The sequence below is a fragment of the Thioalkalivibrio sp. ALM2T genome, assembly GCF_000381505.1.
Classification (GTDB): Bacteria; Pseudomonadota; Gammaproteobacteria; order Ectothiorhodospirales; family Ectothiorhodospiraceae; genus Thioalkalivibrio; species Thioalkalivibrio versutus.
The window spans coordinates 216,549-231,195 of the sequence record NZ_KB906557.1 but is presented as its reverse complement, the minus strand read 5'-3'; the positions used below and the strand labels follow the sequence as shown (position 1 = coordinate 231,195).

Here is a 14,647-nt window from a genome sequence, read left to right as displayed (position 1 = left end):
GCGCGTTCGCGTTGGTGCCCCCTGTTTTCCGAGCCAAGGCGCGGTGCGCAGCCGGTAGTGGTTCTACCGGTAAGTGCCGCAACGCAGGATCGGGGAACAGGGGGCGCCAACCCCGAAGGGGCTCGGCCGCTTTTGCGCGCGCACGGCGTTGCGGCTCCCTTGTGCAGAGTGACTGCACGGCAGTCGCCGCGTCTTGTTCGCACGCAAAAGCGACTCGAGCGCGAACACGCGATTCGGGCAGAGGTTCCTTAAACATCGTGGGTGTCCTCGTCGAGTTGCAGCGGCGCCTCAAGCGGCGAGCCGTCGGCCTGCAGGATCCGCCCGGACCACTGAATTTCACCTGAACACACTCGGCGCACGGCCTCGGGGTACAGCCGGTGCTCGGCCCGTTGCACGCGGGCGGCCAGGGTGTCGGGCGTGTCGTTGGGGTCGACCGGCACGCGGGCCTGCATGATGACCGGGCCGCCGTCCAGTTCCGGGGTAACAAAGTGCACGCTGGCGCCGTGTTCGGGTTCGCCATCGGCCAGGGCGCGGGCATGGGTATCCAGGCCACGGTACTTCGGCAGCAGCGACGGGTGAATGTTCAGCATCCGGCCGGTGAAGCGGTCCACAAAACCGGGGGTCAGGATGCGCATGAAGCCGGCCAGGATGACCAGGTCGGGGGCATAGTCCTCGATGGCGGTGGCCAGGTCGGCGTCAAAGGCCTCGCGCGAGGGGTAGTCGCGGTGGTTCAGTACCCGGTGCGGGATGTGATGCTGTTCGGCAAAGCCCAGGCCGGCGGCATCGGGGCGGTTGCTGATGACGCCGACAATCTGCGCCGGGATGCGGTCCTGCTCGCAGGCCTCGATCAGTGCGCCGAGGTTGCTGCCACGCCCGGAGATCAGCACCACCAGGCGCTTCGGGGTCTCGGCCGATTGCCCGGCGGGGACGCTCATGCGGCGGCGTAGGAGACGCTTGGCTGGTAGTCGTCGCGTTCCTGGATCACGCCGATCGGCCAGCTGCGGATGCCGGCCCGGGCCAGCTGCGAGCTGGCGGCCTCGACCCGGTCCTCGGGGAGGATCACGGTCATGCCGATGCCGCAATTGAAGGTGCGCAGCATCTCCTCGTCGGCGATGTCGCCGGCCTGCTGTAGCCACTGGAACACCGGCGGCCGGGCCCAGCTGTCCGGGTCGATGCGTGCCCCCAGGGTATCCGGCAGGACGCGCGGAATGTTCTCGGTCAGGCCCCCGCCGGTGATGTGCGCCATCGCGTGCACCGGGAACTGCTGCAGCAGCTCCAGCAGCGGGCGTACGTAGATCCGGGTGGGGGCCATCAGCGCCTCGCCGAGGGTGACCCCGTCGGCGCCCGGCAACGGGGCGTCCAGGCCGGCGCCGGAGTGTTCCAGCACGCGGCGGATCAGGGAATACCCGTTGGAGTGCGGCCCGCTGGCCTCGAGGCCCAGGACCACATCGCCCGCGGTGACCTGGCTGCCGTCGATCAGGGCGGCCTTCTCGGCGATGCCGACCGCGAAGCCGGCCACGTCGTAGTCCTCGCCCTGGTACATCCCGGGCATCTCGGCCGTCTCGCCGCCGATCAGCGCACAACCGGCCTGTTCGCAGCCCTCGGCGATGCCAGTGACCACGTCGGCGGCGATGTCCACGTCCAGGTGGCCGGTGGCGTAGTAGTCGAGGAAGAACAGCGGCTCGGCGCCCTGGACCACGATGTCGTTCACGCACATCGCGACCAGATCGATGCCGATGCTGTCGTGACGACCGGTCTCCTGGGCCAGGCGCAGCTTGGTGCCGACGCCGTCGGTGCCGGAGACCAGAACCGGCTGCTTGTAGCGATCCATCGGCAGCTCGAACAGGGCGCCGAAGCCCCCCAGTCCGGCCATGACACCGGGACGCCGGGTGCGCGCCGCGTGCGGCTTGATGCGTTCGACCAGCTCGGCGCCGGCCTCGATGTCGACACCGGCCTCGCGGTAGGTCAGGCCTGAACGGGATTCGGACATGGGTTCCCCGATGTTTGACGACCGCGCGCCGTGGCGGTCTTACAGAACCCGGCATGGTAGCGAGCCGGGTGCGGGCGTGCAAAGAAGACGGTCTGGCCCGGGCCGCATTTGGCCGCTTTCCTCAGGGACTTCGGCGCGGTGGCCTGTGGTATTTTGTGGCGCTTGTCGAACAATTGAACGCAACCATGTCACTGCATCCCCGAACGCATTCGCGCCTGGCTATGCTGCTGGGTCTTTTCCTCCTTGTGCTGGCCCCGGCGGCCGCGGCCGCGGCCGATGGTCCGGTGGTGGTGACGGTCACGGCCGAGGACGAGTCCGCGGCCCTGGAGCAGGGCCTGGAACAGGCGCTGGTGCGCCTGGCCGGGCTGCGCTCGGAGCCCGTACTGGAACTGGTCGAGGCGTTGCTGGACGCCCGTGACGACGCGGGCTGGATCGCGGCCCTGGAGCGCCGGCAGCAGGTCGAGGACGAGTCCTACCGCCTGGAGTTCGACCGCTTCCGTCTGCGCAGCGCGCTGCGCGATGCCGGGGTGCCATCCGTGCTCGGGGAGCGTCCGGGGCTGCTGGTCTGGGCCGTCCACGAGCGGGGCGGGCAGCGCGACCTGCTCGGGGATGCCGTGGACGGTCCGGGCATTCTCTCCGCGCTGGGCGATCTGGCCGCGGCGCGTGACATGCCGCTATTGTTCCCCCTGGGCGACCTTCAGGACCGCCGCGCGGCCCAGCCGTCCGACATTGTCGGCGGCGTGACCGAACCGCTGGTGGAGGCGGCGCGTCGCTACGACGCCGATGGCGTCGTGCTGCTGCATGTGCGCGAGACCACGAGCGGGGCGGAGGCGCGGGCGATTGCCGTGCACGATGGCCGCGAATATCGCAGCTCGGCGAGCGGGGAGAATCCCGGTACTGCAGCGCACGACGCGGTGGCGCGAGGGCTGGATCAGGTGGCCGAACGCCTGGCGCGGGTGGCGGCCGAGCCGGAATGGCTGCGTCTGGGCTTTGCCGGGGTTCAGGGCTATGGGGCCTTCGAGCGCCTGCGCGCCGAGCTGACGCGGTTGCAGGCGGTGGAGGCCGCGCGCCTGGATTCCCTGGCCGGCGATAGCGTGGTGCTGCAGGTCCGTACTGGACTCGAGCAGGACGATCTGATCGATCTGCTGCGTGGCTCCGGCTTCGCGCGGGCCGAGGCGCCCGAGGACGCCGCCGGGGCCGATGCCTGGCTGGACCGGCGCTAATCCGCGCCGGCCTCGGTTCGCGCCCACTTTTATCGAATGTTCCCTCGCCACCAGATCCCCAACGCCGTCACCATTGGCCGGATCGCGCTGATTCCGCCGATCGTGTGGTTGCTGGCGCTGGAGCACTACGTGGTGGCGGTGGTGCTGCTGACGATCGCCGGGCTGAGTGATGCCCTGGATGGCTGGCTGGTGCGGCGCTACGGCTGGCACACGCGGCTCGGGGCCTGGCTGGACCCGGCAGCGGACAAGCTGCTGATGCTGGGGGTCTACGTCGCGGTGACAATGTCCGGGCTACTGCCGTTGTGGCTGCTGGTGCTGGTGGTCGGGCGGGATGTCTGGCTGACCGTGGGCTCCGCGCTGTACCGGGTGTTCGTGGGCCCGCTGGCCATCCGGCCGCTGCTGATCAGCAAGATGAACACCTTTTTGCAGATCACACTGGTACTGGTAGCCATCGTGAAGGTCGGTCTGCTGGCGCTGGATCCGATCTGGGTGCAACTGCTGGTGATCGTCGTGGCCTTCACCACCGTGGCCAGCGGGCTGGCCTATACCGTGCAATGGGGGTTTTATGCCTGGCGTCACCTGCACGGACACACGAATCCGGCAGGGACCTCGGGGAGGACGCCATGAATCCGGATACCCGCGACCATGTCTGGCCGCTGTCAGCCGCCCCGCTGGCTGCCCTGGTTGGGCTGCTGGTCCTTGGCGGAGCGCTGTACCTGCTGGCGCCCATCCTCACGCCCTTCGTCGCAGCCCTGCTGATCGGCTACCTGTTCAACCCGCTGGTGACCCGGCTGGTTGCGCGTACGGGGCGTTCGCGCACCCTGGCGACCGTGGTGATCTTCCTGCTGGTGATGCTGGGGTTGGCGGCGCTGATCCTGATCCTGATCCCGCTGGCGATCGCCCAATTCGAGCGGCTTACGCTGGCGATGCCGCAAATCCTCGGCTGGTTCGACGATCAGGTGCGCCCGCGGCTGGAGGATCTGGCCGGGGATTCCCTGCCGCCGCTGGATGCCAGCGCGCTGCAGGGGCTGGTGGCCGACCACTGGCGCGAGGCCGGCGGGCTGGCCGGGGGCGTGCTGCAATGGATCGGCAGCTCGACCGGCGCGCTGGTGCTGGGGGTGCTCAACGTGGTGCTGATCCCGGTGGTGAGCTTCTACCTGCTGCGCGACTGGCCGCGGCTGCTGGATGGGCTGCGCGACTTGTTGCCACAGGCCTGGCGCCCGGCAGTGCTGACCTTCGCCGCGGAGTCGGACGAGACCCTGGGGGCCTTCCTGCGCGGGCAGTTGCTGGTGATGCTGGCGCTCGGCCTGTTCTATGCCGTCACCCTGACCGTGGTGGGCGTGGAGATGGGGCTGGCGATCGGCCTGATCGCGGGGCTGGTGAGCTTCATTCCCTATGTCGGCGTGATTGTTGGCGTGCTGCTGGCGACCGCCGCGGCGCTGGTGCAGGGCGACGGCTGGAGCCTGCTGCTGATCGTGCTGGTGATCTTCGCCATTGCCCAGGTGCTGGAGTCCATGGTCCTGACGCCCTGGCTGGTGGGGGACCGTACCGGGCTGCACCCGGTCGCGGTGATCTTTGCCGTGCTGGCGGGCGGCCAGCTGTTCGGGTTCTTCGGCGTGCTGCTGGCGTTGCCGGTGGCGGCGGTCCTGGCCGTGGGTGTGCGCCATACCCTGGCGCACTACCGGCGCCTGAATGCCGAGGATGCGCCCGTGGATACAGGGGGCGGAGGCTCATGACGACGGGGCAGGGAGGCAATGTTGCGCCGCAGCGCCAGCTCCCGCTGGATTTACGCCTGCGCGACGCCTCGCGCTTTTCCAGCTTCTATCCGGGCGGCAACCGCCTCGCGCGGGACGCGGTGGAGGCCCTCTCGATCGGGACCGGGATGACCGAGCCACAGATCCTGTTGCACGGCCCGGCGGGCCTGGGCAAGACCCATCTGCTGCAGGCTGCCTGCCATCAGGGCCACGAACGCGACGAGCCCGTGGCCTATCTGCCGCTGGCCGAACTGGTGACCGCGCCGCCGCTGGCGGTGCTGGATGGGCTGGAGCGCGCCCGCCTGGTTGCGCTGGACGATCTCGATGCGGTGGTCGGGCAGGGCGACTGGGACGAGGCCCTGTTCGGGCTGCTGAATCGACTTCGCGATGGCGGCTGCCGAGTGCTGCTGGCGGCCGCGCACGCGCCGGACGGGCTGGGCAGTCGCCTGCCGGATCTGACCTCGCGCCTCGCCTGGGGGCCGGTGTTCCGCATGCAGGCGCCGGAGGAGGAGGATCTCAAACGCATCCTCGCCCAGCGCGCGGTTCTGCGCGGGCTGGAGCTGCCGGAGGCGGTGGCCGAGTACCTGCTGCGCCACTATCGCCGCGACCTGGTGGCGCTACTGGAGCTGCTGGACCGCCTGGACCTGGCCGCCCTGGCCGAGCAGCGGCGCCTGACCATCCCCTTCGTCCGCGACCAGCTCGCGCGTTTCTGATCGTCACCCCGAAGCGCACGCAGGCACGAAGAAGGGTCAGGTCAAGGGCGTTTGCACCACAGAGGGCACAGAGTCCACGAAGAAAGGGACAAGGCTTTCAGAACGGTAGGATGCGATGAGCTCCGCGAATCGCATCGTGTCGCGGCTCGGGGCTTCCCGGTTCCCGGATTGATGCGTTTCGCTGCGCTCAACTGCATCCTACTCGCTGATTCTCACCACGAAACGCACGAAGAAGGGTCAGGTCAAGGTCAAGGTCAAGGTCAAGGGCGGTTTACAGGAAGATGGGAAGTAGGGAAGGAATTGGATGGTTGGGGCCTTGAGGGGCAACCGGCCGTTGCGCCGTCATCCCGACCGAAGTGCAGCGTAGAGCCGGGATCGCCGGCACCAGAAGTATCCCATCAGGAGGGCCCCGGCTCACCGCTTTGAGGCGTTGGGAAGGGTAGTAACGCATCGGATGGAGCAACGCGCTTAGGCCCCATCCGAGCCACTACAATCATGTCCTCCTCCGACCTTCCCATCTTCCTGTCAATCGTCCTTGAGCTGACGGGCGCGGCGGGCGTCCAGCTTGACGTAGAGCAGGCAGCCGGCGAACCAGGCGAGGCTGGTGGTGGTCATCAGCACGCCGTAGAGCCGGGCGTCCGCCGCGGCGGCCAGCGTGATACCGAGGGTGATGTAAGCCAGCGCCAGCAGGCTGGACCAAGCGTGGGTGTAGCGGCGTCCGTGCAGCATGCCGCGCAGCGGGAACATCAGCGGCAGGACCAGCACGACCAGCGCCACGGCGATCGGAACGATCTCCGGCGGGTCGATCCAGGTCGTCCAGATCAGGATCACGCCCAGCAGGCCGAAGTAGGCGATCAGCGCCAGCGCGCGGGCGGCGAGGATCATGCGTCGTCTCCGGCCTGGAGCCGCAGGGCAATGCGGCCGACGCGTTCGCCCAGCGCGCCGGCAATGCGCTGCTCGTCGCGCGTGACCGGGTGTTCGCCCTGGCCCCCCGCGACGTGGCTGGCGCCATAGGGCGATCCGCCGCTCGTGGTGGTGCTCAGTTCCGGCACGGTGTAGGGCACGCCCACCCACAGCATCCCCTGGTGGATCAGCGGCATGGCCATCGTCAGCAGGGTGGTCTCCTGCCCGCCATGCTGGGTAGCCGTGCTGGTGAACAGCCCGAACGGCCGATCCACCAGCCCGCCGCTGGCCCAGAGACCGCTGGTGCCATCAAGGAAGTGTTTCAGTGGCGCGGCCATGTTGCCGAAACGGGTGGGCGACCCCATCACCAGCCCGGCGCATTCTTCGAGGTCGCGGGTCTCCGCGTAGGGCGGACCGTCGGCGGGGACCGCCGGGGCGTCGCCGGCGATGTTGGTGCTCACCGGCGGTACGGTGCGCACGCGGGCGACCGCACCGGCGCGCTCCACGCCACTGGCCACGTGGCGGGCCAGTTCTGCCGTCGCCCCATAACGGCTGTAGTACAGCACGAGGATCTCGGGGGCGGCGCTCACGACAGGATCTCCAGGACCTGTTCCGGCGGGCGCCCGATACGGGCGACGTCGCCGCGGACGAGGATGGGGCGCTCGATCAGTTTCGGATGCTGGACCATGGTCTGGATCAGCGCCTCGTCGTCCATCTCGGCATCCTTCAGGCCCAGTTCGCGGTATTCCGCCTCGCCGGTGCGCAGAAGGTCGCGTGGCGTGATGCCGAGCTTGTCCACGATCGCGCGCAGGGTGGCCGCGTCCGGCGGGGTCTTCAGGTATTCGACGATCTGCGGTTCCACGCCCTGTTCGCGCAGCAGCGCCAGGGTCGCACGCGACTTGCTGCAGCGCGGGTTGTGGTACAGCGTAGGGGCATCGGACATGAATCCACTCCGGAGGACAACAAATGACGGAGACCAATGATAACCATGCCCGCCGCTGGCGTGTGAGCGGCCAGGTACAGGGCGTGTTCTTCCGCGCGTCTACCCGCGACGAGGCGAAACGCCTGCGCCTGACCGGTTATGCCCGCAACGAACCGGACGGCAGCGTGGAGGTGCTGGCCGTGGGTCCGCGCAAGGCACTGGACGCGCTGGAGGAGTGGCTGGCGGACGGCCCGCGTATGGCGCGGGTCGACGCGGTGGAGGCCGAGGAGTTGCCGCCGCCCGACCCGGCGCCGGGAGACTTCTCCACCGGTTGACCCGATGGCGCGTCAGTAGCGCCGCAGCGGGCGGCCCGGTGGCGGAATGACCTGGACGAAGGCACGCACGTCGCGCAGCCGGTGTGGCCCGTCCGAACGAATGCGGGACTCGGCCCCCTGCATCCAGGCGCCGTCCCAGGGCAGACGCGCGGCCCCGGTGCGGGAATGGCGCGGCAGATCGATCAGCAGCAGGCCGTCATCGAAGGCAACCTCAAGTTCGCTGCGATGGCGTTCGGAGTGGACCTCGATGGTGCGGACCTCGCCACTGGCGAGGGTGAAGGACGTCGGTTCCAACGCCCGGTCGCGGCCGCCGATCCGCAGGGTTCCACCGCGCAGGCTCACACGGATCAGATCCCCGGGCAGGCCGGCCTCGCCGCTGCGGATGGCGGCGATCTGCGCTGTGCGTTCGGCCGCCAGCGCCGCCTCCTGCTCGGCCTCCGCCTGCAGGCGGACCTCGCGCGCCTTCTGCACCGATTCCCAGGCGCGGATGGCCTCGACACGCTCGGCCTCGCCCATCGTGTCCCACTGTTCCTCGCTTACCCCGTAGATCCGCGGGCTGCAGGCGATGAGCAAGAGAAGCGGCAGCAAGATGACTGCAAGGGAAGGCAGGTTGCGCATGATCGGGGGTCTCGGTTGGTCGGACAGTCAGTCTCGGCGATGCCTGCTGTACTTTCCCTGAACCGAACGCATGTCGAGGGTCCCGAGGTCAGGCGGCGTCGAAGCGGATGGGTTGGACCGGGTCAAGATCGACCCGCTTGCGAGCGCACCAGAGATCGTGCGCATCCTGCATCGCGAGCCAGCTTTCAGCCGTTCGTCCCAACGCCTTCGATAGTCGCAGGGCCATTTCTGGGGTGATGCCGCTCGATCCCTTCAGGATCCGTCCCAGCGTCGACGGGGCCACGTCGAGCCGCTCGGCCAGCCGACGGGCGCTGAGGTTGAAAGGCTCCAGATACACCTCGCGGATGAACTCGCCGGGATGCGGAGGATTGTGCATGTGGGCGGTGCTTTCCATCAGTGGTAGTCCTCGTAATCCAGCAGATACGCTTGGCCATCACGAAACTCGAACGTCAATCGCCAGTTGCCGCTGACACTGATCGACCAGCGTGGTGGATCGAGTCCTAGGGAAACACTGATTAATGAACACGCTCGCGTTGGCACCCCAGGTTTTCCGAGACAAGGCGCGTCGTGCAGCGGGTAGTGGTTCTACCCGCAATCGGCGCAACGCAGGATCGGGGAACCTGGGGTGCCAACCCCACAAGCTATTGAACGACGGGGCTCGGCCGCTTTGGCGTGCGCACGGCGTTGCGGCTCCCTTGTGCAGAATGACTGCACGGCAGTCACCGCGCCTTGTTCGCACGCCAAAGCGACTCGAGCGCGAGCGTGTACATTAATCAGTGTTTCCCTAGGAGCTTGTGCAGCCGAAAGCCAGGAACATCCATGTCGTCGATGACGGTAGCGGTCTCCAGGGCGATCAACAGCATTCGTAGCCGCTTCGCATGCCGATCCTGTATTCCGGCTGTGGAGCCGGATTGATAGAACCGCTTCAGTCCCTTGTGGCGGATCGTCTTGATCATGGTTCGAGTGTAGCGGTTTGCGCAACGCGCAACAATGATTCCGAGCGCCGGCGTCTCGCTGATCGGGTCTGTCTAGAAGATCAGGTTGATTACGAGCAGCGAGACGACCATGAAGAGCACGGTCATCAGCGAGCCGGCGCGCAGGTAGTCGGCTACGCGGTAGCCGCCGGGGTCCATGATCAGGGCGTTGACCTGGTGGGTGGGCAGGATGAACGAGTTGGAGGCGGCGATCGCGACAATCAGTGCGAAGACCCGTGGATCGGCATCGATGCCCATGCCCTGGGCGACGCTCGCGAAGCTGACCGCCAGCGGGACCAGCAGCACGGTTGCGCCGACGTTGGACATGACCAGGGTGAAGAAGGTGGTCAGCAGGAACACCGCGACCTGCAGTACCCAGACCGGCATCCCGTGCAGCTGCTGCATGCCGTTGGTGGCGATCCACTCGCCAGCCCCGGAATTCTCCACCGCAAGCCCCAGCGGGATCAGCGATGCCAGCAGAAACACCGTCTTCCAGCTGATGCCGCGATAGGCCTCGTCCATGCTGATGACGCCGCTGAAAATCATCCCCAGTGCGCCGCCCAGCAGGGCCAGCGCCAGCGGCAGGTCGGTGAACAGCACGAGCCCCAGTCCCAGCGCGAGCGACCCGAGCGCAGCCAGCGGCCGGTGGGTCTTCGAGGCCTCCTGCTTGCGCCGCGGATAGCGGCTGGTCACCACCACGAAGTCACGGTTGTCCTCCAGCGCCTGCAGGTGCTCCCATGGCGTATGCACCACCAGCGTGTCACCGGCCTTCAGCGGGGTGTCCGGGACCTCCTCGATGATCAGGTCGTCGCCGCGCTGGATGCGCAGGACCGAGATGCCGTAGGTGCGGCGCATGCCCTTGTCGCGCACGGTCTGTCCGATCAGGTCGGAGCCGGGCGGCACGATGACCTCGGCGATCCCGCCATGGCGGGCCGACAGCACGCGCGCAAACACATCCAGCTCGTCCTTGAGGACGGTCCCGGTACTGTCGCAGGTCTTCTCGATGGTGGTGACCGGTCCGAGGATGGCCAGGTGTGCCCCGCGCTTCAGTTCCACGTCGCGGTTGGGCTCGATGCGGGTCTCGTCATCGCTGGTCACGCCGACGACGTGTACGCCAAAGGCTGCCTCGAAATCGCCCACCGTGCGTCCGGCCAGCGAGCTGTCCTCGCCCAGGCGTGCCTCGCGCACGCCGAAGTCCATGCCATAGACCTCGCGGAACCAGGCGGAGGTGGTTTGCACCCGGCTCTCGTCCGGGTCTTCCGTCTGCGGATCGCGGGCGGGCAGAACCCATTTCCCGAGCACCGCGAAGTACAGGATCAGGGTGGCGAGCAGAGCCAGCCCGATGGGCGTCACGTCGAAGAGGCCAAAGCCCTCGACATCCCTGGGCAGCAGGTCGTTGAGCAGGATCAACGGGCTGGAGGCGACCAGCGTGAGCGTGCCCCCGACGATCGCGGCGAAGCCCATCGGCATCAGGAGGCGCGAGCGCGGGATGCGGGCGGCGGCACCAATGCGGTTGATCACCGGCATGAACAGAGCGGCCGCGCCGATGTTCTGCATGAAGCTGGTCACGATGCCCACGGCGCCCGAGGTGGTTGCCATAACCCGGCGTTCCGTCTTCCCGCCAAACCGCAGGATCAGGTCCGCCAGGCGGTTCATTACTCCGGAGCGGTCCAGCCCCGTACCGATGATCATCACCGCGATGATCGCGATCACCGCGTTCGAGGCAAAGCCGGAGAAGAGCGCCTCGCCCTCGACGATCGGCGCGACCCCCGGCACCAGCGCGACCATCCCCAGCAGGAACAGCACACTCAGCGCCGCCAGGTCGATCCGGATCACCTCGGTCACGAACAGTAGGATCGTCAGCCCCAGCAGGCCGAACACGATCCCCATCTCCAGCGTGAAGCTTATGTTTTCCACTGCAGTTAGCGACCGCCGCGCACGACGCGGTTCCTGTTCAATGTTTCATGGGAGTGCATGGCGCGGCCGCTGCCTTCGCTCAGGCGACGTGCGGGCGAACTTCCTGGTCGAGCCGATTGCCCAGCGCCTGTTGAGCGCACGCCAGCTCGTAGTGGTCCTGAAGATTCATCCAGAACTCGGGCGAGGTGCCGAAGTATCGGCCCAGACGAAGGGCTGTGTCGGCGGTGATGGCGCGCTTGCCGCGAACGATCTCGTTGATCCGGCGGGGTGGGACGCTGATATCCAGCGCCAGGCGGTACTGGCTGATCCCTGTCTCTTCCAGGAATTCGGCCAAGTGGTCCCCTGGATGGATCGGGTTATGCGAATTTTCATGATTCATGGTCGCCTCCGGCGTCCCGCCTATCGGTGATAGTCCACGATCTCGACGTTGTACGCATGGCCGTCGTGCCATTCAAAACAGATCCGCCATTGCGCGTTGATGCGGATGCTGTACTGGCCCGCCCGGTTTCCCTTGAGCCGTTCCAGGTGGTGCGACGGCGGAACCTTCAGGTCGTCCAGTTGGGTGGCGGCATGGATGCGGGCCAGCCGCATCCGCGCGCGGCGTACGATATCGGCCGATATTCGGCGACATGACTCGCCCTGCGCCACGCGTTCGGCTTCCTTGCCGAGGGAGACGCTGAGCAATGTACGCGCTCGCGCTCGAGTCGATTTTGCGTGCTGACAAGGCGCGGTGACTGCTGTGCAGCCATTCTGCACAAGGGAACCGCAACGCGGTCAGCGGGCAAAATCGGCCGAGCCCCGTCGTTCAATAGCTAGTGGGGTTGGTGCCCCATTTTTCCCGATCCTGCGTTGCGCCGATTGCCGGTAGAACCACTACCGGGCTGCACGCCGCGCCTGGTCTCGGAAAAAATGGAGCACCAACGCGAGCGCGTACATTGCTCAGCGCCTCCCTGGGTAGCTCCTGATCATGCATTGACATTAACGCGGTGCGTTAATAGTCCGCAAGGCCCACGTATTTTTGGCCGACCCTAGCCCCGCAGGCGTTCGCGCAGGGTGTCGAGCAGGTTGTCGAGCGGCAGGTGTTCGGCCTCGGGGGCGCGGCGGTCCTGGTACTCGAGTTCGCCGGCGTCCAGGCCGCGTTCGCCGATGACGATGCGGTGCGGGATGCCGATCAGCTCCATGTCGGCGAACATCACGCCGGGGCGCTGTCCGCGGTCGTCCAGCAGGACCTCGAAGCCGGCCGCCTGCAGGTCGTCGTGGAGTTTCTCCGCTGCCTCGCGCACGCGCTGGGATTTCTTCGCGCCGATCGGGCACAGCGCGATGTCGAAGGGCGCGATGGCGGTGGGCCAGCAGATGCCGCGTTCGTCGGAGTTCTGCTCGATGGCCGCCGCGACGACGCGCGAGACGCCGATGCCATAGCAGCCCATGGTCACGACCTGTTCGCGGCCGTCCTCGTCCAGCACGCGGGCGCCCAGGGCCTGGCTGTACTTGTCGCCGAGCTGGAAGATGTGGCCGACCTCGATGCCGCGGCGAATCTCGATCGCCCCGGAGCCGTCCGGCGCCGGCTCGCCCTCGGTGATGTTGCGCAGGTCCGCGCTCTCCGGCTGTGGCAGGTCGCGGCCCCAGTTGACGCCGGTCAGGTGATGGCCGTCCGCGTTGGCGCCGACCACGAAGTCGGCCATGCCGAGCATGGTCTGGTCGGCCAGCACCGGGATCGGGCTGCCCACCGGGCCCAGCGAGCCGGGGTCGGCGCCGAACGCGGCGCGGATCTCGGCCGCCTCGGCCATACGCAGCGGTTCGGCGATCCAGGGGTGTTTCTCGGCCTTGACCGCGTTCAGCTCGTGATCGCCGCGCAGCACGATCGCCACCAGGTCGGCGTCAATGTCATCGGAGGCGGCGACCACCAGGGTCTTTACCGTCTGCTCGGTCGGGATGTTCAGGAAGCTCGCCAGTTCGTCGATGGTGTGCACGTTGGGCGTGGCGATCTTTGTCATCGCCGCGCCGGGCGCCGGGGCCGGGCCCGGCTGCGGGCAGGGGGCCAGCTCGACGTTGGCAGCGAAGCCGGCCGGGGAGAAGGCGATGGCGTCTTCGCCGGAGCTGGCCAGCACGTGGAATTCGTGCGAGGCATTGCCGCCGATCGCGCCGGTGTCCGCCTCCACGGCGCGGAAGTCCAGCCCGCAGCGCTCGAAGATGCGGGTGTAGGCCGCGTGCATCTGGCGATAGGTATCGGCCAGCGAGTCACCGTCGATATGGAAGGAATAGGCATCCTTCATCAGGAACTCGCGCGCGCGCATGATCCCGAAGCGCGGGCGGCGCTCGTCGCGGAACTTGGTCTGGATCTGGTAGTAGTTGATCGGGAGCTGGCGGTAGCTGCGGACCTCGCGGCGTACCAGGTCGGTGATCACCTCCTCGTGGGTCGGGCCGAAGCAGAAGTCCCGGTCGTGGCGGTCCTTCAGGCGCAGCAGTTCGGCGCCGTAGAAGTCCCAGCGGCCGGATTCCTGCCACAACTCGGCGGGCTGCACCGCCGGCATCAGCACTTCCAGCGCGCCGGCGCGGTTCATTTCCTCGCGCACGATGCCCTCGACCCGGCGCAGCACGCGCAGCCCCAGTGGCAGCCAGGTGTACAGCCCGGAGGCCAGCCGGCGGATGTAGCCGGCACGCAGCATCAGCTGATGGGAGATGATCTCGGCGTCGGCCGGGGTTTCCTTCAGGGTGTTCAGCGGGAATTGCGAGACGCGCATCGGGTGCAGTCCGTGGTTGATGGCTGGAAAGGGTTCAGAACGTGGTGCCGTTGGTGCCCCAGAAGTGGCGCGGGGCGTCGGCGAATTCGATGTACACGCGAGCGGGTTCGATACCCAGCTCTGCCTGCAGGGCGTCGCACAGCTTGCGCGACAGCTCGCGGGTCAGGCCTTCGGGCAGGCCGATGCTCTTGAGCTCGCAGTAGGCGAGCGCATCGGTACTGCCGCCAAAGCACATGGCCGGGTGATGCGTGCAGGCCACCATCACGTAGCCCTCGGGCTTGCCCAGCCAGTCGGCGACCTGCGCGGACAGGCGCTGGCTGAGGCCGGCGGCATCGTCCGGCAGGGCGGTATTGGTCTCGACTCGCAGCAGCGGCATGGCGTCCTCCAGATCTTGTGTGGTTCCCGGATCGGTCGCCATGATACGGGGAGCGCGGGTGCGCTGCAGCGTCCCGGCGAGTCGCCGGGGTGGGTGAAACCCTTGTCAGGGTGGCTATACTCGCTGCGAGGAAGCGGACCGGTCGCGGGAGGATGCATCCGGATTGCGTTCAGCATCAGGA

General features: G+C 67.7%; 19 protein-coding genes. 5 read left to right on the top strand and 14 right to left on the bottom strand.

What is annotated here, in order from left to right:
- Positions 1 to 248: 248 nt before the first annotated feature.
- Both purN and purM read right to left on the bottom strand, forming a co-directional pair.
- Positions 249 to 935 (bottom strand): phosphoribosylglycinamide formyltransferase, encoded by a 687-nt coding sequence (purN, locus tag F816_RS0103765; protein ID WP_019593612.1) that lies wholly within the window; start codon positions 933 to 935, stop codon positions 249 to 251.
- Positions 932 to 1,990 (bottom strand): phosphoribosylformylglycinamidine cyclo-ligase, encoded by a 1,059-nt coding sequence (gene purM / locus F816_RS0103760; RefSeq protein WP_019593611.1) that lies wholly within the window; start codon positions 1,988 to 1,990, stop codon positions 932 to 934. The genes purN and purM overlap by 4 nt, the downstream gene beginning before the upstream one ends.
- A 185-nt stretch (positions 1,991 to 2,175) precedes the next feature.
- Here purM and F816_RS0103755 point away from each other — a divergent pair, with 185 nt between their 5' ends.
- Genes F816_RS0103755 through hda form a run of 4 tightly spaced genes read left to right on the top strand, consistent with a single transcriptional unit; the run spans position 2,176 to position 5,680 of the window.
- Positions 2,176 to 3,213 (top strand): DUF2066 domain-containing protein, encoded by a 1,038-nt coding sequence (locus F816_RS0103755; RefSeq protein WP_026333115.1) that lies wholly within the window; start codon positions 2,176 to 2,178, stop codon positions 3,211 to 3,213.
- Between the two features lie 36 nt (positions 3,214 to 3,249).
- A complete protein-coding gene (locus tag F816_RS0103750) occupies positions 3,250 to 3,840 on the top strand; it encodes a CDP-alcohol phosphatidyltransferase family protein (protein ID WP_019593609.1) in 591 nt (196 codons plus the stop codon).
- Positions 3,837 to 4,949: an AI-2E family transporter gene (locus tag F816_RS0103745; protein WP_019593608.1), complete on the top strand. Its 1,113-nt coding sequence runs from the start codon at positions 3,837 to 3,839 to the stop codon at positions 4,947 to 4,949. The genes F816_RS0103750 and F816_RS0103745 overlap by 4 nt, the downstream gene beginning before the upstream one ends.
- Positions 4,946 to 5,680, top strand: coding sequence for a DnaA regulatory inactivator Hda (hda, locus tag F816_RS0103740; protein WP_019593607.1), 735 nt, complete (start codon positions 4,946 to 4,948; stop codon positions 5,678 to 5,680). Before F816_RS0103745 ends, hda begins: the two co-directional genes overlap by 4 nt.
- 525 nt (positions 5,681 to 6,205) lie before the next feature.
- Here hda and F816_RS0103735 read toward each other — a convergent pair.
- Genes F816_RS0103735 through arsC form a run of 3 tightly spaced genes read right to left on the bottom strand, consistent with a single transcriptional unit; the run spans position 6,206 to position 7,526 of the window.
- Positions 6,206 to 6,565: a DUF2069 domain-containing protein gene (locus tag F816_RS0103735; RefSeq protein ID WP_019593606.1), complete on the bottom strand. Its 360-nt coding sequence runs from the start codon at positions 6,563 to 6,565 to the stop codon at positions 6,206 to 6,208.
- Positions 6,562 to 7,173 (bottom strand): NAD(P)H:quinone oxidoreductase, encoded by a 612-nt coding sequence (gene wrbA, locus F816_RS0103730; protein ID WP_018143909.1) that lies wholly within the window; start codon positions 7,171 to 7,173, stop codon positions 6,562 to 6,564. The genes F816_RS0103735 and wrbA overlap by 4 nt, the downstream gene beginning before the upstream one ends.
- Positions 7,170 to 7,526, bottom strand: coding sequence for an arsenate reductase (glutaredoxin) (gene arsC, locus F816_RS0103725; RefSeq protein ID WP_019593605.1), 357 nt, complete (start codon positions 7,524 to 7,526; stop codon positions 7,170 to 7,172). Before arsC ends, wrbA begins: the two co-directional genes overlap by 4 nt.
- Positions 7,527 to 7,549: 23 nt before the next feature.
- Between arsC and F816_RS0103720 the strand changes: the two genes are divergently transcribed.
- A complete protein-coding gene (locus tag F816_RS0103720) occupies positions 7,550 to 7,840 on the top strand; it encodes an acylphosphatase (RefSeq protein WP_019593604.1) in 291 nt (96 codons plus the stop codon).
- A gap of 12 nt (positions 7,841 to 7,852) precedes the next feature.
- Here F816_RS0103720 and F816_RS0103715 read toward each other — a convergent pair whose 3' ends face one another.
- The 9 genes from F816_RS0103715 to F816_RS0103680 all read right to left on the bottom strand — a co-directional run bounded on the left by F816_RS0103715 (position 7,853) and on the right by F816_RS0103680 (position 14,466).
- Positions 7,853 to 8,458 (bottom strand): hypothetical protein, encoded by a 606-nt coding sequence (locus tag F816_RS0103715; RefSeq protein WP_019593603.1) that lies wholly within the window; start codon positions 8,456 to 8,458, stop codon positions 7,853 to 7,855.
- 88 nt (positions 8,459 to 8,546) lie between these two features.
- Positions 8,547 to 8,852, bottom strand: coding sequence for a HigA family addiction module antitoxin (locus F816_RS0103710; RefSeq protein WP_019593602.1), 306 nt, complete (start codon positions 8,850 to 8,852; stop codon positions 8,547 to 8,549).
- Positions 8,852 to 8,998 (bottom strand): type II toxin-antitoxin system RelE/ParE family toxin, encoded by a 147-nt coding sequence (locus F816_RS14840; protein WP_231363380.1) that lies wholly within the window; start codon positions 8,996 to 8,998, stop codon positions 8,852 to 8,854. The genes F816_RS0103710 and F816_RS14840 overlap by 1 nt, the downstream gene beginning before the upstream one ends.
- A gap of 233 nt (positions 8,999 to 9,231) precedes the next feature.
- Entirely contained in the window at positions 9,232 to 9,414 is a 183-nt protein-coding gene (locus F816_RS0103705; protein WP_019593601.1) for a type II toxin-antitoxin system RelE/ParE family toxin, read from the bottom strand.
- A 72-nt stretch (positions 9,415 to 9,486) separates the two neighbouring features.
- Positions 9,487 to 11,349: an SLC13 family permease gene (locus F816_RS0103700; protein WP_019593600.1), complete on the bottom strand. Its 1,863-nt coding sequence runs from the start codon at positions 11,347 to 11,349 to the stop codon at positions 9,487 to 9,489.
- A 79-nt stretch (positions 11,350 to 11,428) separates the two neighbouring features.
- A complete protein-coding gene (locus F816_RS0103695) occupies positions 11,429 to 11,728 on the bottom strand; it encodes a HigA family addiction module antitoxin (RefSeq protein WP_018649772.1) in 300 nt (99 codons plus the stop codon).
- Between the two features lie 20 nt (positions 11,729 to 11,748).
- Positions 11,749 to 12,033: a type II toxin-antitoxin system RelE/ParE family toxin gene (locus tag F816_RS0103690; protein WP_019593599.1), complete on the bottom strand. Its 285-nt coding sequence runs from the start codon at positions 12,031 to 12,033 to the stop codon at positions 11,749 to 11,751.
- Positions 12,034 to 12,377: 344 nt separating this feature from the next.
- Positions 12,378 to 14,090, bottom strand: a complete 1,713-nt coding sequence (locus F816_RS0103685; protein WP_019593598.1) for a proline--tRNA ligase — start codon at positions 14,088 to 14,090, stop codon at positions 12,378 to 12,380.
- Between the two features lie 34 nt (positions 14,091 to 14,124).
- Positions 14,125 to 14,466 carry a phenylpyruvate tautomerase MIF-related protein gene (locus tag F816_RS0103680; RefSeq protein WP_019593597.1) on the bottom strand — a complete coding sequence of 114 codons (342 nt, stop codon included), beginning with the start codon at positions 14,464 to 14,466 and terminating at the stop codon, positions 14,125 to 14,127.
- Positions 14,467 to 14,647 lie beyond the last annotated feature (181 nt).